Raw genomic sequence first — 17,737 nt, forward strand, 5'->3', positions numbered from 1 at the left:
ATGAGGTCTTACCTGATGAATTGCCTGTCCAAACTGAAACGGCCGGCTCCGAAGACGAAAATCATCACCAGACCACCGATGAGTGACATCACGAGCTCCGCACCGTTGTCGCGGATAAACAGGCCATTGCCCAGGTGCATCGACCACCAAGCACCAATCATCTCAATGATGAAGACCATCGCCACCGTCGGGGCCAAGAGTCCCAGAATCAACAACGCGCCTCCGACCAGTTCGACTAGAGCGACAACCCAGACTGTCAAGTGCGCCTGCGGGATATTCGCAGCGACAAAGTAACCGGTCGTCTTGTCAATACCGGTGATAAAAATCTTGTCCCAGCCATGGCAGATGAAGATAATTCCGAGTATCAGGCGGAGAATCACGAGCGCTATATCGCGCATTACCGGTCGATCCATGAGGGACATGCTACCCGACGGCACGGTTAAAACACGGTAGCACTGCGGCAGCGCATGGCCAGCGACTTTAACATGCAAAAAGGCTTCTCCCAACCCCTCGGGAGAAGCCTTCCGCCAAACACACCCGGTGTGTCATGTCTTAGGTAGTGACATCGTAACAGGCCGAGTTTCTAACAAAAAATCGCGCTGACGTGCTCAGACAACTTTAAGGTTGTTCTACGGCTCAGCTCACAGGACTAGCTCACGCGAGCCTGCGGCATTTCGGCGTAATCGTCGTCATCAAAGCGGTAGTCAGTGTAGGCCAGATCTGCGAAATCCGGGTCCTCATCATCAAGCTCGACTACTACCGCGCCGGGACGGCGCAGTCGCTGTGGAATTCCCAGCTCATCATCCTCGCGGTTACGCACACCGAGGCGGGCCATCTTCATACGGCGAATTCGGCGAGCCCGCAGTTCCTGCTCTGCACGCACGGTGCGGCGCAGGTTGACCAGGTACAGGGTCATCAAACCGACGCCGACCAGTGGAATCCACCAGGTCCAACCACCGGCGAAAGCAGCGATGATGACCGTGACTGCGATGAACGCTGCCAGCCCAGCAACAGAACGGCGGCGGCGGGCAAAGCGAGTCTCAGCGTACTGGGCATCCGAAATCGGATCGAACCCACCGCGACCACGGCGCTTCTCAGCGAACGCGTAATCATCTTCGGTCAAGGTGTCATCGACAGCAACTGCGTCATCGTTGGACTCGACCGTGTGGTCACTGTCGTTCTCGCCGGTCTCGTCGAGTTCTGCCTGCTCGTCTACGGTGCCTGCTGCCTCTTCAGTCTCAGACAAAGCGTCAGCAGACACAGCTTCTACGTCAGCGGGCACAGTCTCGGCCGCCGCACCGGAATCAGGCTCAGCCTCAGCTTCAGCGGCATCTTCGAACATCAAATCATCGGCGTCGACAAATTGACGGCGAACGTCAACGCTCACATCGGAAGAGGACTCATCTGCGCGAACCACATCACCTTCGGCGGAGGCGACGGCGGAGTCAGATTCAGCATCCTCGTCATCAACGACCGCCTGCAGCGACTGGTCTGCAGACTCATTATCGGACACATCCATGTCAGAGCGGTCAGAAAACTCAGCAGTGGCTTCCTCGGTAGCGGAATCATCCGCCTGCGGAGTCTCATCCTCTGCATCTGCCGCTTCCAGCTCGTAGACGATATCGCCGTCGACGACGGCCGGGTCGGCCGCCTCGTCCACGGTGTCGTCGATAAGCACGTCGCTGACATCAAAGTCATCGTCAACCTGCGCGTCAACGGTTTCGAGAGAATCGTCAACTTCCTCGGTCACGCGCACGTCCGACTCCTTAAAAGACGGACGACGGCGCGTCGTGGCCAACTCCTCGCCACCACGATGCAGCACGCGGGTCTTACCAAGCGCATCGGAGGTACGACGAATCGGCTTGCGCGTATTGACCACCAGCGGGGCCAGCACAAACAGCCACAGTACAACGATGAGTATCAGCAACAGTGAAGTTGACATATTTTGTGTCTCCTCGCGATTTCGCCCGGGGTTTCGCCGTCTCTCCCCGGCCCACATACGCCGCCCACATGCCCTTCCACAGAGGCATTTGCGAAGGCAGTCAGCGTATCTAGAGCGAATTCGCCCAATAGTAGAGTTGTCATCACCCTATCGGCGTGCGTTACTCAGACTACTCAGGCGCGCCGTTGCGGTGGATATTTCTCCGCCTCTTCATATTGCGCACGACCACTCGCCACGATGAGGTCCACTGCACTGTCCTCCCCCACCCGCGCATAGGTCAGATGATCGCGCCACGCACCATCCATATGGAAGGCTTCCCGCGCCACGCCTTCGTACTCGAACCCACAGTTTTCCAGTACGCGTATCGACGGGACATTGCTATCCAACACAGTCGCCTCAATTCGGTGGACGCCAACTCTCTTGGCATAATCCGATGCCAACGCCACTGCAGCAGTGGCGACTCCTCCACATGTAAAGCCGCTGCCGACCCAGTAACCGATCCAGGCGTGAGCGACGGGGAAAGGCGTAATACCTCCGAGTGTGAGCATGCCGGCGAACTGGCCATCTACCTCAATGGTGGAGACAATCATGTCTCCCGCAGCCGCTGAACGACGCCAACTGCGCAGGTTACGGCGAAAAACGGAAACCCTGTGGGCGTTATCCCAGTCGTCGGCGAGGGTTGGCTCCACGGGGCGCAAAATGGGCTCGTCGCGCAGCCGCAGTGCCCGCCATGCAGGGGCATCAGAGCGCTCTGGCACACGCAAGCGGACTCGGCCGCCACTGGTTACTAGACGAGAAGTACGCACGGCAACAATACTCGCGGTAGTTGGGTGCGGTTAGGCCTGGCGCGCCATGAACAGCACGTCAACTACATCTCCCGGACGCACGTGTAGCACGTCTTCCGGAATCACGATGAGGCTGTTGGCTTCCGACATACCGGCCAAAAGGTGGGCTTGTGCACCGCCGGAACCGCCCAGCGGCTGCACCATGTATTCGCCAGTCTCGCGGTCACGCATGAGCTGGCCACGGATGTAGCCACGACGCTTCTCCGCCGACTCGATTGGACCGACAGCACGAGCGGTGACAGCACGGCGGCGGGGATTGCGCTTACCCAGCGCCAGTCGAATGAGGGGACGAACCATAACCTCAAAAACGACCAATGCGCCGACCGGGTTCGACGGCAGCAGGAACGTTGGAATCTTGTCATCTCCCAGCAGACCAAAGCCCTGGACCGAACCAGGATGCATTGCGATGCGGGAGACATCAACCTCGCCCAATTCAGCCAGCACACGGCGAATCTGCTCACCCGCGGCACCGCCGACAGCCCCCGTGATGACCAAGAGCTCACTGCGAATGAGCTGGCCCTCGATGATTTCCCGGATGCGACGGGGCTCACCGGTGGCAATACCCACTCGGTGCACCTCGGCCCCAGCATCACGGCCGGCTGCTGCCAACGCGTAGGAGTTGACGTCGTAGACCTGACCGAGGCCCGGCGTGCGGTCAACATCGACCAATTCATTACCAATGGAAATCACGGACATACGCGGCTTGGGGTGCACCAAAACCTTCGAACGCCCCACTGCTGCCAACAATCCAACCTGCGACGGCGAAATTACCGAGTCCAAGGACACCGCCACGTCACCCGGCTGCACGTCGTCGCCGACCTTACGCACAAAGTCACCGGAGTAGACCGGATGGAGAACATTAACTCGACGGCCACCACGGTCGGTCCAGTTTAGGGGTACGACAGCGTCGGCAAGCGATGGCAGCGGCGCACCAGTTTGTACGCGCACGGCCTGCTTCGGCTGTAGCCGCATCGGGTGGTGAGATCCGGCTGTCACCTCGCCGACAACAGGCAGTTCGACCTCGCGAAAATCAACGTCACTCTGACGCGCATCCGGAGGTAAAGAACCAGATTCGCCGACGATATCGACAGCGCGCACCGCATAACCATCAATCGCTGACTGCACGAATCCCGGCAACGGCTGCTCTGCGATGACATCTTCAGCGCACAGCATGCCGAGGGATTCCGAAATAGCAACGCGCACAGGGTCAGGCATCACAGCGTGCGCGGTGATTGCCGCCAACTGTTCTTCCACAGAACGCATGTTTTACCTTCCTCGGCACCAACCCGCGGTGCGCTTTATGCTATTCAGCTTTTCGGTACAGGCCTCTATATAAGTACAAGCCGCTATATAAAGGCTTTAAGCCTGTTCATCCTGCGCCAGACGCTGCTGCATGTACTCGCGCAGCCCCTCGCCGTAGTCCGGATGCCTGAGTCCAAAGTCTACGCAAGCGCGAATGAAGCCACCAGGATTTCCCAGGTCATGGCGGAACCCCTTGTGGACGACCACATGAACCGGATGTCCCTCTTGAATCAGCAGCTCAATTGCATCGGTGAGCTGGTACTCACCGCCCTTACCGCGCGGGATGCGGCGCAGCGCATCGAAGATGGCACGATCGAGCAAGTAACGTCCGACTGCCACGAAGTTGGATGGAGCATCCGCAGGGTCCGGCTTTTCCACCATGCCCTTGACTCGCTTCACATCGTCCCAGGCATCAGCGTCAGCCGCATTCTCACCGAGTTCACCCGACTCCGCCGGGGTAGCGTCCTCAATATTGAAGACACCGTAGTTGTAGACCTCTTCGTGAGGAATTTCCAGCGCACACAGCACCGAACCACCAAAGCGCTCGCGCACTTCCGTCATACGATCCATCACGCCCACTGGGAGCACGAGATCGTCGGGAAGCATGACAGCAACGCTGTCCTCATCGTCTTCTAGCAGCGGCTCTGCGACCAGCACTGCATGCCCCAGGCCCAGCGGCCGATCCTGAACAACGGATTCCACGCGAATGACCTCAGTGGCACGGCGTACCTTCGCTGCAATTTTGTCCTTGCCTCGCTCGGCGAGAGTCTGCTCAAGATCCGGGCGTGGGTCGAAGTGTCCAAGCACGCCATCCTTACTCGGCGCCGTGACAATAGCCAGGCGTTGCGCACCAGTGGCGGCGGCCTCTTCAGCAATCATTTCGATGCCCGGCGTATCAACCACGGGCAGCAATTCTTTCGGCACTGTCTTGGTAGCAGGCAAGAATCGCGTACCCATGCCCGCGGCAGGAACGATGACAGTTCGAACCGGAGTAGTCATGTCCGAACCAGACTCTTTAGACGATGAGACCATAATGGCAACGATACCTATATAACTTCCATTTGCTCGGAGGCTGACCCCGCTTTTTTCAACGCGTTAATCAGAAATTTTCTCCTACGCTGACGGCCGAGGTCGCTCCCCTACCTGACAGAGTAGGTTTGCAGGTATGGCTCCGCTTCCCGAAACCACGTCCGATTTCAAGACCCGCATACGACACGAGGTACTCGCCGCGCGCGCCGCCAAGGGGCAGCGTGAGCGCATGCTTGACGACGAAGCACTGGTACAGCGGTTGCAAGAATGGTTATCCACCACCGTCGGCGACCTGAAAAAACCCATCGTTGCCGCTTATGTCCCCGCTGGCAACGAACCCGGCGCAAGCATTTCTAGTTCGACTGGTGGTAAGCCCGGCCACGGCTTTGTGGAGGCTCTGGCCAACGCGGTTCCCGGAGCACGAATTCTGCTTCCTGTCTGCCCGCCCGGCCCACCACAACCACTGCACTGGGGTTACTACAACGGCAGCTTCAGCAAAGGGCGTTTTGGACTCTTGGAACCTGTTCCGGTGGAAGACTCTGCTGGCCCAGAGGAGTTAAGCGTTGCCGACGCCATTATTCTGCCGGCAGTTGCGGCCGACCCCACAACCGGGATGCGGTTAGGGCGTGGCGCTGGCTATTACGATCGCAGCTTGGTTTTCGCTCGACGCGACGGTGATACGGATGGAGCGAGAGCTGCTGCCATCGCTGTTGCGGTTTTCGACACCGAATTGCGCACGGAGCTTGCCTACGATGAGCATGACATTCCTGCCGATTATGTGATCACGCCAGCGAGGATTTCACAGATTTAATGAAACCGATTCCGGTTTAATGGAACCGATTCCGGGTTTTTCGCGCCTAACTTAATATGAACCCAAAACACTCGTCCCGGTTTCCGCATCCATTCCGAAAGCTCCGCCCCGCAACTATTCGGCGAATAGTTGCCCTCACTGTTTTCCTATGCGCGGTCGGACTGGCGGCGGTGGAGTCATTGACACCCCGCAGCGGCCATATCCGGGTAGTGATTAGCGCCAAAGCCATTGCCGCTGGCGCATCGGTGACAGAACAAGATGTGGCTTTCAAGGACATTCCCCGGGATCTCGTTCCCAGCGGGGCGGTAACAGACATTGCTTCTGCACGGGGACACACCCTGGCCACCGGCATGTCACCGGGAGAGATACTTACAGAGCAGCGAATGGTCGGCCCATCACTAGCCAAGTCGTTGACTGGGACGTCGGAAAGCAAAATTATTGCCATCACGTTGACTGATGTGGGCATCGTGTCCGCTCTTCGCACTGGTGACAGCGTGGATATTGTGTCGACCGCGGATGAGCGCGGGATGGCAGCGCCGCTTGCACGCGGGGCAAGGGTGGTCAACATCGTCGACGAAGAGGTGGTTTTGGTTGCACTGCCCACTGGAGCCGCGGAGGTGGTAGCAGCGACATCGCTAACGTCCCCGCTCACACTGTTACTCTCGGGGTAGTGACCAAAATCTCACTGCTTACAAGATTTTATGGCTCTGAACAGCGTTTTTCGTAGAAGGTTGACTTGTCCCACAACTTCGTGTGGGGATATAATGGCCAGGCAATTCAAAAATACGATGAGAGCTAAGAAGAGTGGCACTGCCAGACATCGCACTGCCCAGTTTCTGAAATCGTAGGGGCCTGCACTGAGCAACGCGATGACTCACAGGTCTCGTTTGGTTTGTTCCGTTTCTACAGGAGGAAATTTCCTATGCTTAAGGGCTTTAAAGAGTTCATCATGCGCGGCAACGTCATCGACCTGGCGGTCGGTGTTGTCATCGGTTCTGCTTTCACCGCAATCGTCACCGCTTTCACCGACAGCCTGCTCGAGCCGCTGCTGAACACCATCGGTGGCGCTGAGGTCACTGGCCTTGGCTTCGAGATCATCAGCGGCAACCCGTCGACCTACCTCGACTTCGCAGCTGTCATCACCGCAGTAATCAACTTCCTGCTGGTCGCAGCGGTTGTCTACTTCGTCATCGTCGCTCCGATGAACAAGTTCAACGAGCTGCGTGAGGCTCGTCTGGAGACCTCCGCTGAGCCGGAGGTCACCGAGGCTGACCTGCTGACTGAGATTCGTGACCTGCTGGCAGAGCAGAACAGCAAGCCGAAGTCGGAACTGAACTAGCCTCTAGCTGCAAGCTTCTGACAAGAAGCTTGCCAACGCCTTTACACAGCGCTCATCCCCAATGGGGTGGGCGCTGTTTTGCCCAGTAGTCCGCATCAAAATCACGAGCATCCTCCGGGGATTCGTCGTGATAGCGCACTGTGCGCGCGGTTTTCGCACTGCGTGACTGGGCAAAGTTTTTCGCCGGTGCACCTGCGCGACGACGCTGCCTACGGCTGCCACTGCGCGGCGCAGCTTGTTCGGGCTGATTGGGCTGCTTAGCGTCGCCCATTCCTAGACGCTCCAGCGGCAGAGATCATCAAGCACATGAGAGACCAGCGGGAGAACTGTCGCCATGCCATCGCGCACTGCAGCGCGAGACTCCGCGAGATTGATAATCACCGTCTGACCGGACACACCAGCCAAACCGCGGGACAGCCCCGCATCCAAGGCGCCAGCTCCCATACCGGAGTTACGAATAGCCTGCTCAATGCCTTGCAGTCGTATATCGAGAACCTTGCGGGTGGCATCCGGAGTCTTCGCTCGAGGCCCAACACCAACACCGCCCAGCGTGACGACCAAATCTGCGCCACCAACAACAGCGGTATCAAGAGCCTTCCGGATCTCACGCTTCACGGCGCCTGTGCTGACCACGGCATCGACCGAGTAGCCGTCTTCTTCCAACAGCTCAACCATGAGCGAAGCCGCAGCATCCGGGTTCTCAAAATGGTCGCCCACTAGGACAACAAACGCATTCCGAACCTGACCGTCGTCGTTGATAAGACGCTCCATCTCAGCGAGGTTGACGTCACTTGGCTCGGTACTCACGGTTTCACTCATCTGCTCTATCTCGCTTTCTCCCACAGCTTTTCACTTGAAGTTTCACTCGAAAACTCTTCTACAGATGGTGAGGTACTAACTCCACCACGCTGCCTATCAATCCTGGGCTTCTACCAAGGTGACATCGACCGTTCGCTCGTTGCCGCCTCGCTCATCTGTAACTGTAAGTGTGACAGAATCCCCGATCCGATGCGACCGAATAGCCGCAATTAGTGCAACGCCATTGTCAAGTGTGCGGTCATCAACCTTGGTAATCAGGTCACCATCTTTCAGCCCCGCCTTATCAGCTGGGCCGCCTGGCATTACCTCTCGCACCAGTGCACCACGTGCAATCGGACGCGAATCAATCTGGGCACCAATGACAGGCATCCGCGCCTTACCGGAATCAATCAGGTCTTCCGCTATGCGACGAGCCTGATTAACCGGGATTGCGAAACCAAGGCCAATGCTGCCCGCTTGTTCCGATGCCTCACTGTTAGAGGCAATCACGCTGGGCACACCGATGAGGTTGCCTTCCATATCCACTAGCGCTCCGCCGGAGTTACCCGGATTAATCGCCGCATCGGTCTGGATTGCATCAATGACCGAGGACTGACCGTCTTCACCAGCGGCGGTCACCGGACGGTTCTTAGCGGAAACAATGCCCTGCGTAACAGTGGAGGTCAGTCCCAGTGGTGAACCAACGGCCACCACTTCCTGGCCAACCTGGACCTGCGAGGAGTTACCCAGAGAGATTGGGCGCAGCCCGTTAACACCTTCAATTCGAATAACGGCAATATCAGTAGCCGCATCCCCTGCAACCAGAGTTGCCGGGTGCGTGGTGCCGTCGGAAAGCAGGACTTCCATATGTGCGTCCGGACCTGCGCCTGCGACGACGTGATTATTCGTCAGCACCAGGCCGTCGGACGACAGAATGGAACCTGAGCCCGACGCCGTGCCCCGCTCCGAGGCAGTGGTGATGGAGACGACACTGGGAAGGACCTTCTGCGCGACCTTCTCCACTGACCCCTCAGCTGCTGCTACCTGACGGGTTTCCGCAGGCTTATCCAGCGCGTTGTCCGCGGGAGCCGACGACTGCGAGTTGTGAACTACCCATGCGCCGACACCGCCACCAATACCGGCCGAGCACAACATCAGGGCAGCGACTGCCAGTGCCCCCATGCCCTTAGCCCCCTGGGCACCCTTGGTCTTCTGCTGGTTCGCTGCAACTTCCCACGCTGGGCCGCCTCTGTAATCGCCGTTCGGCTGAGACGGGATGGTGTTGTAGTGGGAATTCTCCCAGCCGCGCTCGTTGGCAGAAAACTGGTTTGTCTCACCAGCATCCCCCATGGCACGGTTCTCGCTGAAGTTGTGAGACCGCGAGGAGTAGTGTCCCCGCTCATCTCCTCGCGAGGAATCGTTGAAAGAGTTGCTCATACGTAATACCTTGCACTGTCTGTCTAACAATTGGCTGAGAGCAGTCTGCAGTCTCGCCGAAAATTCCCCGAATGAAACACCGAATCCCCACCACGCACTTCCTTAAAAGGCTGCGCGCAGCGGGGATTACATCAGCTTTGACGTGAGGTTATACGTTTCCAGTTAGGCTCTTGGGCTAAATCGCCGAGCACTGCTTCAAAAATGCTAGTGCGAGCTATCCGAAGCAGAAGGGCCACTTCCCTTATGCTCGGCACCGCCACCATTCACACTCGTCTCCGCGGAATCGGAGTCTTCATCTTTTCCGCTGTCCGGACTGCCCGGCAGCGTCACTCGCATCAAGGCACCGCCATCATCGGACTCATCAGCAGTAATCGTGCCCCCGTGGCGGACGATGACCGACTTCACAATGGCCAAGCCCAGGCCGGACCCAGGCATCGACCGCGACTGAATGGAACGGTAGAAACGCTCGAAGACCTTGTCTCGATCTTCCTTCGGGATACCTGGCCCCGAGTCCGCTACCGTGAACTCAGCGAGAACCTCGCTGAGCGGCGTCAGACGAACCCGCACGGTGCCATTTTCTGGCGACCACTTTGCAGCATTGTCCATCAAGTTCAAAACTGCGCGACCAAGACCCGCCGAATCCCCGTAGACATACCACGGAGCAGTCTGCACATCGAAAGTAATATCCGGACGACGACGCTCAACACGCGCCAGCGACGTGGAAATGATTTCGTCGACATCGACATGCTCAATAACCTGTTGCGGTCCATCTTCGCGTGCCAGATCAACCAGGTCACCGACCAACGTCGACAGCTCTTCCAGCTGTGCGATGACGTCAGCTTCCAAATCCGCGCGATCCTCATCCGAGATTGCCGCTCCCGAACGGGAGGCCATCATCAGCAGTTCAATATTTGTGCGTAACGACGTCAGCGGAGTCTTCAACTCATGACCAGCATCTGCAACCAGCTCCGCCTGCTTAATGCGCGACGCTTGAAGCGCAGCCAACATCTCATTGAAGCTGCGGGTAAAGCGTGCAAGCTCATCGTCGCCCTCCACAGGGATTGGGCGCAGCTCATCAGTCTCCGTCACTCGCTCCGCGGCAATGCGCAGCCGCGTGACCGGACGCAGACCCGTTGTTGCCACCGTAATACCTGAGCCGATTGCGAAGAGGATGCCGATAGCAGAGATACTCAGCAGCACTGCACTGAGCGCTTTCAAGACCGACTGCGTCGAGCTCAAGTCCTGCGAGAGGATCAGCGTTGCACCGTCTTCGGCGCGGACAGCATATACGCGACGGCCGTTGTACTCATCGGTGCGAATCGATTCCTGTCGATTCCCCCGCAACACCGCCAGTTCGGGGCCACCAATAGAGATTGAGCCACCGCCCTTACCCGCCACACTGCCGTGGGCAAAGTACACCGCGTCCAAATCGGGGTTCAGAATCCTGTTTGAGTCCGCTTCAAAGGAGGGGCCAATGGCAAACTCCGAAGCGTACGGTGACATTAGCAGCTTTTCCGCCTGGCTACGGAGGTTACTGTCCACCTCACGGTACAGCGCTGCCTGCACAGTAAAAAACGCAGCCAACGTCATCAGCCCCACCGACATCGCCACAATGAGCGCCGTCAAAATTGTCAGCCGCCAACGCAGCGAAGGGATACGCGAACTCCGCGGCAGGCCGGGAAGCGATTCCCCTGCCATCGTCTCAGCATTCGCGGACTTCTCTTGCTTACCGACGGTACCTTGCCCCGGAGTGGCCTCCGTGGCAGAACGCTGATTTGATTGCACGCCACCGCCGGTCGAACGACGACGGCGCAACATCACGGTGCGGTCTCCCGCATCACATAACCGACACCACGAACGGTGTGAATCAGACGCGGCTCTCCCTCTGCCTCCGTCTTGCGACGCAGGTAGCCAATGTAGACTTCCAGCGCATTGCCGGACGTCGGAAAGTCGTAGCCCCAGACATCCTCCAAAATGGCGGTACGGGAGAGTACACGCCGCGGGTTGCTCATCAGCAACTCCAGCAGCGCAAACTCGGTCCGAGTGAGACTAATGCGGCGTTCACCCCGGAAGACCTCACGAGTTTCCGGGTCCAAGGAGAGATCCTCAAACTGCAGAGTTGCGGCATCTTCCATCGCAGGCACTTCCAGAGCAGAACGACGAAGTAGCGAGCGCACACGAGCGAGCAGCTCTTCCAATGCGAAAGGCTTGGGCAGGTAGTCATCTGCACCGGCATCAAGACCAGCTACGCGCTCGGAGACCGAATCACGTGCAGTCAACATCATGACCGGCAGATCATCGCCTTCGCTGCGCAGCCGACGGCAAACATCGAGGCCGTCGAGCTTCGGCATCATGACATCCAAAATGGCCAAATCCGGACGTTCCTTGGCAATCTTTTCCAAGGCCTCTGCGCCATCCTCGGCGAGCTCGACCGTGTAGCCATTAAAAGTCAACGATCGCCGCAGCGCTTCGCGTACCGCTTGATCGTCATCAACTACCAAAATCTTCATACTGCCCATTGTGCCTTGAAAATATAAGGCGAGTGTAAATGTGACACAGATTCTTCGTGAGAGAGCTCCCATAAAACCCGGCCATAGAACTCAAAAACCTCACCCCATCGCCAAGTACAGGCGATGGGGTGAGGTTAAAAGCTCTTTATCAACTGTTCCTTACGCACTGAACGCACTCTGCGCACACGAGGCGCTCTGCGGTTCAGCGAGGAATGTTGTCAGCATCCTAAAAGATGCGCGTTAGAACTTCTCGACGTCAACCAGGCCGAGCTGAACAGCCTTGGCGATGCGACGAGGAACGTTGTAGACGCGGCCGTTTACCTTGACTTCCTGGAGAGCGACGTTGTTGCTCTTCCACTGGGAACGGCGAGCGCGGGTGTTAGCACGCGACATGCGACGCTTTGGTACTGCCATTTTCTTATTCCCCTCCTATTCTTAGTTCTTCTTCGCGCGGCGAATGCGGTTACCGTAACGACGCTGGAACTTCTCGACGCGACCAGCGGTGTCCATGACACGCTGAGCGCCGGTCCAGAACGGGTGCGACTCGCTGGTGACGTCAACGACGATCAGCGGGTACTCGTTACCGTCTTCCCACTCGACAGTGCGGTCGGAGGTGGCGGTGGAACGGGTAAGGAAAGAGTGACCCGTGCCTGCGTCCTTGAAAACCACCGGGTGGTAATCAGGATGGATGTCCTTCTTCATTAATTCTCGTTTCCCTCAGGATTGAACTTCAGGTCGCTTTCCCCCAGCTAAGAGCGAGAGAATCGTGCCTGAGTTGGGTACGAACACGACTTACAATGACACGCACCAGGTCAATATTTCTACAAACCGGCATGTGACACTCGATGGAATATTACAGGCTCGAGCCCGAAAATTAAAAAAGGGCCCTACACTAAAGCCCGTCGACAAGCACGAACAACGCCCGTGAACAAGCACGAACTCTATGACGACGCGCGAGAGTCGCGTCGAGAAAACCACAGTGGAACAGCGATTAGGTTATCCCGCAACTCGTGTGTAAACTGTTCTCTCGCTGTTGTCTAGTTATTCGTTTACGCGCTCAGCGTCGAGTGTCAGTGGGCAGCGCCCCGGAAAAGGCCAGGTGGAATCCTCGGTTATTCAATAATCCGGCGTGGCGCACCAGTGATGCCGGCATTGGGCGGCAAGGAAGCAAAGGAATCCCTATGTCGGCGATTTGCCAGGTTACGGGACGCAAGCCGTCTTTCGGCAAGACCGTGTCCCACTCCCACCGGCGCACGTCGCGCCGTTGGAACCCCAACGTGCAGCGTAAGAAGTTCTACCTCGCCTCTGAGGGGCGTCACATCACTCTGAATGTGTCCCCGAAGGGTCTGAAGACCATCGACAAGTACGGTATCGAGGCTGTTGTTGCTCAGATTCGTGCACGTGGGGAGAAGATCTAAAAAATGGCACGTAATGACATTCGTCCAATCATCAAGCTGAAGTCCACTGCGGGCACTGGTTACACCTACGTGACCCGTAAGAACAAGCGCAATACCCCGGACCGTATCACCATTAAGAAGTACGATCCGGTTGTCCGCAAGCACGTCGAATTCCGCGAGGAGCGCTAATTCATGGCTAAGAAGTCCAAGATTGCCAAGAACGAGCAGCGCAAGGAAATCGTCGCTCGTTATGCAGAACGTCGCGCTGAACTGAAGCGCATCATCAAGTCCCCGCACTCCACTGACGAAGAGCGCATGGACGCACAGTACGAGCTGAACCGTCAGCCGCGTGACGCGTCCCCGATTCGCGTCCGCAACCGTGACGCTGCAGATGGTCGCCCGCGCGGCTACCTCCGCAAGTTCGGTCTGTCCCGTGTCCGCGTTCGTGAGATGGCCCACCGTGGCGAACTCCCGGGCGTCCGTAAGTCCAGCTGGTAAGTCGAGGAGCACCAATGAAGCGCAATCACTCTAACAAGAAGGCGCGGATGGAGCAGTCCCGCCGCCCGAAGAAGAACCCGCTCAAGGCCGCAGGCGTTGAGAAGGTTGATTACAAGGACATTAACCTGCTCCGCCAGTTCATCTCTGACCGCGGCAAGATTCGTTCCCGCCGCGTCACCGGTCTGACTCCGCAGCAGCAGCGCCAGGTCGCTACCGCTGTGAAGAACGCCCGCGAGATGGCACTCCTGCCGTTCACCAGCCGCTAAAGATGGCTGGTCGGCGGGAGCCGATCATTCGAATACCCGCCGAAAGGCCTTATTTACGCGCTGGCCGCATGACGATACATGCGATAACAGCGTAAAACGGACTCAGTCCTTCCCCACCGAGGGGATTGGATTGGGTCCGTTTTTTATTGTCTAAAATATGCACTTATGCCCGCTCTCACCGAAATATTCACCGGCTTTGGTTCCGTCGCAGTACTGATCATTGTTGGCTGGTTGTTTGGGCGCAGTGAGATTGTCGATAAGCGGGCATCTTTTACCCTGAACATGGTCGTGTTCTGGATTGCGATGCCGTGCATGCTCGCACACACGCTCGCGACGGCGGATTCTGCGAACATCTTCGGTTCGGCGTTTGGTGTCGCGGCACTGTCGGCGCTTGGCACGGCGGCGTTTTACCGGATCTTTGTGGCGCCCATGTTCAAACAGCGCGGCGCCGATGCTGTGGTCGGCGCGATGTCGTCGAGTTACAACAACGTCGCTAATCTCGGCGTGCCTATCGCTGTCGCAGTGCTTCACGACGCTACCGCCGTCGTCCCAGCCCTTATCTTTCAGATTGCCTTCTATGCGCCCGCTTCCATGACGGTGCTGGAAATCCTCACTAACCGCGGTCATTTCCGACCGCGCAATGTCATCATGGCACCGCTGAAGAACCCGATCTTTCTGGCGGCGATGGTGGGGCTTGCGGTTAATGCGTTTGCTATCGAAGTACCTCAGTTCGTAGCACATCCAGTGGGGCTATTGGGGCAGGCCGCGGTGCCAATGGCACTTCTGGCCTTCGGTATTAGTCTGCACGGCATGCCGTTTATGGAAGCCGGCCGCTCCCCTCGTCGCGCCGTTGTGGTGGCATCCACACTGAAGCTATTCCTCCACCCCGCGCTGGCTCTCCTGTTCGGCCATTTTGTCTTTGGTCTCAACGGGCATGCGCTGCTGGCAGCTGTGATTATCGCCGGCCTGCCGACAGCTCAGAACGTCTACACCTTCGCCTCCCGCTTCGGCCGGAACCTTGAACAGGCGCGCGATTGTGGCGTGATTACAACAATCGCCTGCTTGCCGACGGTTCTTTTGTTCACCCTGCTGTTGAGTTAGGTGGCTAGTTCTTCACGCCGACGGCATCGCGCAATTCTCGTTACCCTTGGAGGCGTGGAGATTCTGAAGACAATTCTCGAGGCCGACCCGTCCGTGCCTCGTTTGACCTGTTATGACGAAACTACCGGCGGTCGTACCGATTTGTCGGCTCAAACTCTGGACAACTGGGCCAGCAAGATCGCCAACATGCTGCACGATGAGTTCGACCTTGTCGCTGGAGATCAGGCGTGGATTGACCTGCCGCTGATTTGGCAGTCCGCCTGCATCATCCTCGGCTGTGAGCGCGCTGGTGTCACCGTTAGCGATGAAGAGCCGCTGGTTGTTTTCACCACTACCGCTAACGTCAGTTCATGGGAAGAGAAGTTCCCAGATGCCTACATCGCAGTGCTTACCGACGACCCGTTTGGTCGCGGTGTCGTGGAATGCGGTGATGATATTCCACCGGGAGTCATTGACTTCGGTCCGGAGGTTCGTTTCCACCCAGACGCATATCTAGGCGCGGGCCCGGACTCCGACCAAACCCCCGTTATTGGGGAAAAGTCCGCTGCTAATCTGCTTTCGTCGGCTGGAGACTACGCGGATGAGATGCAGCTCACACCCGGGTCTCGCATTGTTTCCGACGGCTGGCTGGAACCTGGTTCTTCACAGGTCAGCGCAGATAAATGGGCACGTAATGTGCTGTCGGCTTGGGTTCGTGGAGGTGCTGCCGTCGTCGTGCGCGGTGGCGATAACGAGCGTGTCGCCGCTATTTCTACGGCCGAAAAAGCCCGTGTGATTTAATCACATACCCTCCGACGAGAGGCGCTCTCGGCAGGCGCGATAATCTGGAAACCGTGATTACCCGACCATATATTCTTGCGATTCTCGCCCTCATCAACGTCTTGGGTGCACTGGCTGTATGGGATTTGAGCCCGTGGTGGTGGATTCTGATGGCCTTCATCCTCTTCCTGGATGTTGTGGCTATCTATGACATGCTTCAAAAGAAGCACTCCATCCTGCGGAACTTCCCGGTCATTGGCCATTTGCGCTACATGGGTGAGACCATTCGCCCTGAGATGCAGCAGTACTTCATCGAGCGCAATTTCGACGGCGCTCCGTTCGACCGCGATACTCGTACCGTGGTCTACGAGCGTGCGAAGGGGCTGTCCTCGAAGAAGTCCTTCGGTACTGAGCGAAAGATTAACGCACCCGGCTACGAGTACGTCCGCCACTCGATGGCACCGAGCCAACACGTCATCGAGGATCCGCGCGTAGATATTGGCGGTCCGGACTGCACTCAGCCGTACTCAGCATCTATCTTCAATATTTCCGCCATGAGTTTCGGCTCGCTGTCCCCTAACGCCGTCATGGCAATGAATAAGGGTGCAAAGCTGGGCAATTTCGTGCAGGACACTGGCGAGGGCGCCATCAGCCCGTACCACTTGAAGTACGGTGCGGACATTTATTGGCAGCTGGGTTCCGGCTACTTCGGTGCGCGTACTGAGGATGGCGACTTCGATTCGGAGCTCTTCCGCGAAAAGGCTAAGATTCCGCAGGTCAAGGCGACCTATCTGAAAGTTAGCCAGGGTGCAAAGCCGGGACTCGGCGGCATGCTGCCAGGCCACAAGGTCAATGAAGAGATCGCGGCTACTCGCCACGTACCAGTTGGCAAAGGCGTGATGAGCCCGCCGTACCACCGCGTCTACTCCACCCCGCGTGAACTTGTTCGGTTTATGGGCACCATGCGCGAGCTCAATGGCGGCAAGCCGGTCGGTTTCAAGCTGTGTGTTGGCTCCCAGCTCGAGTTCCTCGCCGTGTGCAAGGCGATGCTCGAGGAAAACATCACACCGGACTTCATCATTGTCGACGGCGCTGAAGGTGGCACCGGTGCCGCGCCGCTGGAATACTCCGACCGCGTCGGCCTGCCGCTTACCGACGGTCTGATTTTGGTCCACAATGCCCTAGTCGGTGCCGGTCTCCGTGATCGCATTAAGCTCGGCGCTTCCGGCAAGGTAATTACTGGCTTCGACATTGTGAAGCGCATGTGCATAGGCGCTGACTTTGTGAACTCGGCTCGTGGCATGATGATGGCCACCGGTTGTATTCAGTCTCAGCTGTGTCACACCAACACCTGCCCGGTGGGCGTGGCTACCCAAGACCCAAAGTTGTGGAAAGCCCTAGACGTAGATGACAAGGGTCGGCGTGTGGCCAACTACCACAACGCGACTGTCAAGGAGGCAGCCGGCCTGTTGGCATCGATGGGACTGAATAGCTTCTCTGAGCTGGGGCCGACCCACCTGCTGCGCCGCACAAGCGAGCAGGTCGGTGAGTCCTACGCGGAGCTTTACAACTGGCTGCAGCCCGGCGAGCTGCTCAGCGGCACTCGCTTCCACAACTGGGCTGAGGCCTGGGAGACCGCTGACCCAGACACGTTCCACTACCCTTCAGCTCATATGCGTGGATAGTTCGAGGCTGGTTGGGCG

21 protein-coding genes are annotated in these 17,737 nt (G+C 57.8%); 10 read left to right on the forward strand and 11 right to left on the reverse strand.

Translation table 11 applies throughout. The features are described 5' to 3' along the window. Positions 1 to 8 precede the first annotated feature (8 nt). The 5 genes from HMPREF2708_RS10215 to HMPREF2708_RS10235 all read right to left on the reverse strand — a co-directional run bounded on the left by HMPREF2708_RS10215 (position 9) and on the right by HMPREF2708_RS10235 (position 5,121). Complete coding sequence (locus tag HMPREF2708_RS10215; RefSeq protein ID WP_038629133.1) at positions 9 to 413, reverse strand: DoxX family protein; 405 nt, start codon at positions 411 to 413, stop codon at positions 9 to 11. A gap of 236 nt (positions 414 to 649) precedes the next feature. After that, the gene (glpR, locus tag HMPREF2708_RS10220; RefSeq protein ID WP_070834149.1) at positions 650 to 1,942 is read right to left on the reverse strand and encodes a divisome protein SepX/GlpR; all 1,293 of its coding nucleotides are present in this window, start codon (positions 1,940 to 1,942) and stop codon (positions 650 to 652) included. 173 nt (positions 1,943 to 2,115) lie between these two features. Continuing rightward, positions 2,116 to 2,748, reverse strand: coding sequence for a GNAT family N-acetyltransferase (locus tag HMPREF2708_RS10225; RefSeq protein WP_070834150.1), 633 nt, complete (start codon positions 2,746 to 2,748; stop codon positions 2,116 to 2,118). Positions 2,749 to 2,778: 30 nt separating this feature from the next. Further along, the gene (gene glp / locus HMPREF2708_RS10230) at positions 2,779 to 4,050 is read right to left on the reverse strand and encodes a molybdotransferase-like divisome protein Glp (RefSeq protein WP_005511382.1); all 1,272 of its coding nucleotides are present in this window, start codon (positions 4,048 to 4,050) and stop codon (positions 2,779 to 2,781) included. A 96-nt stretch (positions 4,051 to 4,146) separates the two neighbouring features. Next, the gene (locus HMPREF2708_RS10235) at positions 4,147 to 5,121 is read right to left on the reverse strand and encodes a UTP--glucose-1-phosphate uridylyltransferase (RefSeq protein WP_070834151.1); all 975 of its coding nucleotides are present in this window, start codon (positions 5,119 to 5,121) and stop codon (positions 4,147 to 4,149) included. Between the two features lie 133 nt (positions 5,122 to 5,254). Between HMPREF2708_RS10235 and HMPREF2708_RS10240 the strand changes: the two genes are divergently transcribed. The 3 genes from HMPREF2708_RS10240 to mscL all read left to right on the forward strand — a co-directional run bounded on the left by HMPREF2708_RS10240 (position 5,255) and on the right by mscL (position 7,268). Further along, positions 5,255 to 5,929, forward strand: a complete 675-nt coding sequence (locus tag HMPREF2708_RS10240) for a 5-formyltetrahydrofolate cyclo-ligase (protein ID WP_070834152.1) — start codon at positions 5,255 to 5,257, stop codon at positions 5,927 to 5,929. A gap of 170 nt (positions 5,930 to 6,099) precedes the next feature. Continuing rightward, positions 6,100 to 6,600, forward strand: a complete 501-nt coding sequence (locus HMPREF2708_RS10245) for an SAF domain-containing protein (protein ID WP_246840413.1) — start codon at positions 6,100 to 6,102, stop codon at positions 6,598 to 6,600. A gap of 251 nt (positions 6,601 to 6,851) precedes the next feature. Further along, positions 6,852 to 7,268 (forward strand): large-conductance mechanosensitive channel protein MscL, encoded by a 417-nt coding sequence (mscL, locus tag HMPREF2708_RS10250; RefSeq protein WP_070834154.1) that lies wholly within the window; start codon positions 6,852 to 6,854, stop codon positions 7,266 to 7,268. Positions 7,269 to 7,541: 273 nt separating this feature from the next. Here the strand turns inward: mscL and HMPREF2708_RS10260 are convergent, their stop codons facing one another. The 6 genes from HMPREF2708_RS10260 to HMPREF2708_RS10285 all read right to left on the reverse strand — a co-directional run bounded on the left by HMPREF2708_RS10260 (position 7,542) and on the right by HMPREF2708_RS10285 (position 12,715). Continuing rightward, positions 7,542 to 8,111: a MogA/MoaB family molybdenum cofactor biosynthesis protein gene (locus tag HMPREF2708_RS10260; RefSeq protein ID WP_371326302.1), complete on the reverse strand. Its 570-nt coding sequence runs from the start codon at positions 8,109 to 8,111 to the stop codon at positions 7,542 to 7,544. A gap of 72 nt (positions 8,112 to 8,183) precedes the next feature. Continuing rightward, complete coding sequence (locus tag HMPREF2708_RS10265) at positions 8,184 to 9,503, reverse strand: S1C family serine protease (RefSeq protein ID WP_070834157.1); 1,320 nt, start codon at positions 9,501 to 9,503, stop codon at positions 8,184 to 8,186. Between the two features lie 204 nt (positions 9,504 to 9,707). Continuing rightward, entirely contained in the window at positions 9,708 to 11,321 is a 1,614-nt protein-coding gene (locus tag HMPREF2708_RS10270; RefSeq protein ID WP_246840420.1) for a sensor histidine kinase, read from the reverse strand. Beyond that, positions 11,321 to 12,013 carry a response regulator transcription factor gene (locus HMPREF2708_RS10275; RefSeq protein WP_070834158.1) on the reverse strand — a complete coding sequence of 231 codons (693 nt, stop codon included), beginning with the start codon at positions 12,011 to 12,013 and terminating at the stop codon, positions 11,321 to 11,323. The genes HMPREF2708_RS10270 and HMPREF2708_RS10275 overlap by 1 nt, the downstream gene beginning before the upstream one ends. A gap of 240 nt (positions 12,014 to 12,253) precedes the next feature. Next, a complete protein-coding gene (gene rpmF / locus HMPREF2708_RS10280; RefSeq protein ID WP_005511439.1) occupies positions 12,254 to 12,427 on the reverse strand; it encodes a 50S ribosomal protein L32 in 174 nt (57 codons plus the stop codon). Positions 12,428 to 12,448: 21 nt separating this feature from the next. Continuing rightward, the gene (locus tag HMPREF2708_RS10285) at positions 12,449 to 12,715 is read right to left on the reverse strand and encodes a type B 50S ribosomal protein L31 (protein WP_005511390.1); all 267 of its coding nucleotides are present in this window, start codon (positions 12,713 to 12,715) and stop codon (positions 12,449 to 12,451) included. 479 nt (positions 12,716 to 13,194) lie between these two features. Here HMPREF2708_RS10285 and rpmB point away from each other — a divergent pair, with 479 nt between their 5' ends. The 7 genes from rpmB to HMPREF2708_RS10320 all read left to right on the forward strand — a co-directional run bounded on the left by rpmB (position 13,195) and on the right by HMPREF2708_RS10320 (position 17,719). Beyond that, positions 13,195 to 13,431, forward strand: a complete 237-nt coding sequence (rpmB, locus tag HMPREF2708_RS10290) for a 50S ribosomal protein L28 (RefSeq protein ID WP_016423274.1) — start codon at positions 13,195 to 13,197, stop codon at positions 13,429 to 13,431. Positions 13,432 to 13,434: 3 nt separating this feature from the next. Then, positions 13,435 to 13,599 carry a 50S ribosomal protein L33 gene (rpmG, locus tag HMPREF2708_RS10295; RefSeq protein ID WP_005511413.1) on the forward strand — a complete coding sequence of 55 codons (165 nt, stop codon included), beginning with the start codon at positions 13,435 to 13,437 and terminating at the stop codon, positions 13,597 to 13,599. Positions 13,600 to 13,602: 3 nt separating this feature from the next. Then, positions 13,603 to 13,908 carry a 30S ribosomal protein S14 gene (gene rpsN, locus HMPREF2708_RS10300; protein ID WP_005511414.1) on the forward strand — a complete coding sequence of 102 codons (306 nt, stop codon included), beginning with the start codon at positions 13,603 to 13,605 and terminating at the stop codon, positions 13,906 to 13,908. A 14-nt stretch (positions 13,909 to 13,922) separates the two neighbouring features. Next, on the forward strand, positions 13,923 to 14,174 hold the full coding sequence (gene rpsR, locus HMPREF2708_RS10305) for a 30S ribosomal protein S18 (RefSeq protein WP_005511410.1): 252 nt from the start codon (positions 13,923 to 13,925) through the stop codon (positions 14,172 to 14,174). A gap of 165 nt (positions 14,175 to 14,339) precedes the next feature. Next, positions 14,340 to 15,275, forward strand: coding sequence for an AEC family transporter (locus HMPREF2708_RS10310; RefSeq protein ID WP_070834159.1), 936 nt, complete (start codon positions 14,340 to 14,342; stop codon positions 15,273 to 15,275). A gap of 54 nt (positions 15,276 to 15,329) precedes the next feature. Further along, the gene (locus tag HMPREF2708_RS10315; protein WP_070834160.1) at positions 15,330 to 16,055 is read left to right on the forward strand and encodes a TIGR03089 family protein; all 726 of its coding nucleotides are present in this window, start codon (positions 15,330 to 15,332) and stop codon (positions 16,053 to 16,055) included. A 53-nt stretch (positions 16,056 to 16,108) separates the two neighbouring features. Then, entirely contained in the window at positions 16,109 to 17,719 is a 1,611-nt protein-coding gene (locus HMPREF2708_RS10320) for an FMN-binding glutamate synthase family protein (protein ID WP_070834161.1), read from the forward strand. The last annotated feature ends 18 nt before the right edge of the window (positions 17,720 to 17,737 follow it).

The sequence above is a fragment of the Corynebacterium sp. HMSC073H12 genome, from assembly GCF_001837775.1.
Taxonomy (GTDB): Bacteria; Actinomycetota; Actinomycetes; order Mycobacteriales; family Mycobacteriaceae; genus Corynebacterium; species Corynebacterium amycolatum.

Excerpts from the sequence above, each read along its gene's own strand:
- rpmG (WP_005511413.1), top strand. The coding sequence starts at position 13,435 with ATGGCACGTAATGACATTCGTCCAATCATCAAGCTGAAGTCCACTGCG.
- glpR (WP_070834149.1), bottom strand. The coding sequence starts at position 1,942 with ATGTCAACTTCACTGTTGCTGATACTCATCGTTGTACTGTGGCTGTTT.
- rpsR (WP_005511410.1), top strand. The coding sequence starts at position 13,923 with ATGAAGCGCAATCACTCTAACAAGAAGGCGCGGATGGAGCAGTCCCGC.
- HMPREF2708_RS10235 (WP_070834151.1), bottom strand. The coding sequence starts at position 5,121 with ATGGTCTCATCGTCTAAAGAGTCTGGTTCGGACATGACTACTCCGGTT.
- HMPREF2708_RS10285 (WP_005511390.1), bottom strand. The coding sequence starts at position 12,715 with ATGAAGAAGGACATCCATCCTGATTACCACCCGGTGGTTTTCAAGGAC.
- HMPREF2708_RS10215 (WP_038629133.1), bottom strand. The coding sequence starts at position 413 with ATGGATCGACCGGTAATGCGCGATATAGCGCTCGTGATTCTCCGCCTG.
- rpsN (WP_005511414.1), top strand. The coding sequence starts at position 13,603 with ATGGCTAAGAAGTCCAAGATTGCCAAGAACGAGCAGCGCAAGGAAATC.
- rpmF (WP_005511439.1), bottom strand. The coding sequence starts at position 12,427 with ATGGCAGTACCAAAGCGTCGCATGTCGCGTGCTAACACCCGCGCTCGC.
- HMPREF2708_RS10265 (WP_070834157.1), bottom strand. The coding sequence starts at position 9,503 with ATGAGCAACTCTTTCAACGATTCCTCGCGAGGAGATGAGCGGGGACAC.
- HMPREF2708_RS10240 (WP_070834152.1), top strand. The coding sequence starts at position 5,255 with ATGGCTCCGCTTCCCGAAACCACGTCCGATTTCAAGACCCGCATACGA.
- rpmB (WP_016423274.1), top strand. The coding sequence starts at position 13,195 with ATGTCGGCGATTTGCCAGGTTACGGGACGCAAGCCGTCTTTCGGCAAG.
- glp (WP_005511382.1), bottom strand. The coding sequence starts at position 4,050 with ATGCGTTCTGTGGAAGAACAGTTGGCGGCAATCACCGCGCACGCTGTG.
- HMPREF2708_RS10275 (WP_070834158.1), bottom strand. The coding sequence starts at position 12,013 with ATGAAGATTTTGGTAGTTGATGACGATCAAGCGGTACGCGAAGCGCTG.
- mscL (WP_070834154.1), top strand. The coding sequence starts at position 6,852 with ATGCTTAAGGGCTTTAAAGAGTTCATCATGCGCGGCAACGTCATCGAC.
- HMPREF2708_RS10310 (WP_070834159.1), top strand. The coding sequence starts at position 14,340 with ATGCCCGCTCTCACCGAAATATTCACCGGCTTTGGTTCCGTCGCAGTA.
- HMPREF2708_RS10270 (WP_246840420.1), bottom strand. The coding sequence starts at position 11,321 with ATGTTGCGCCGTCGTCGTTCGACCGGCGGTGGCGTGCAATCAAATCAG.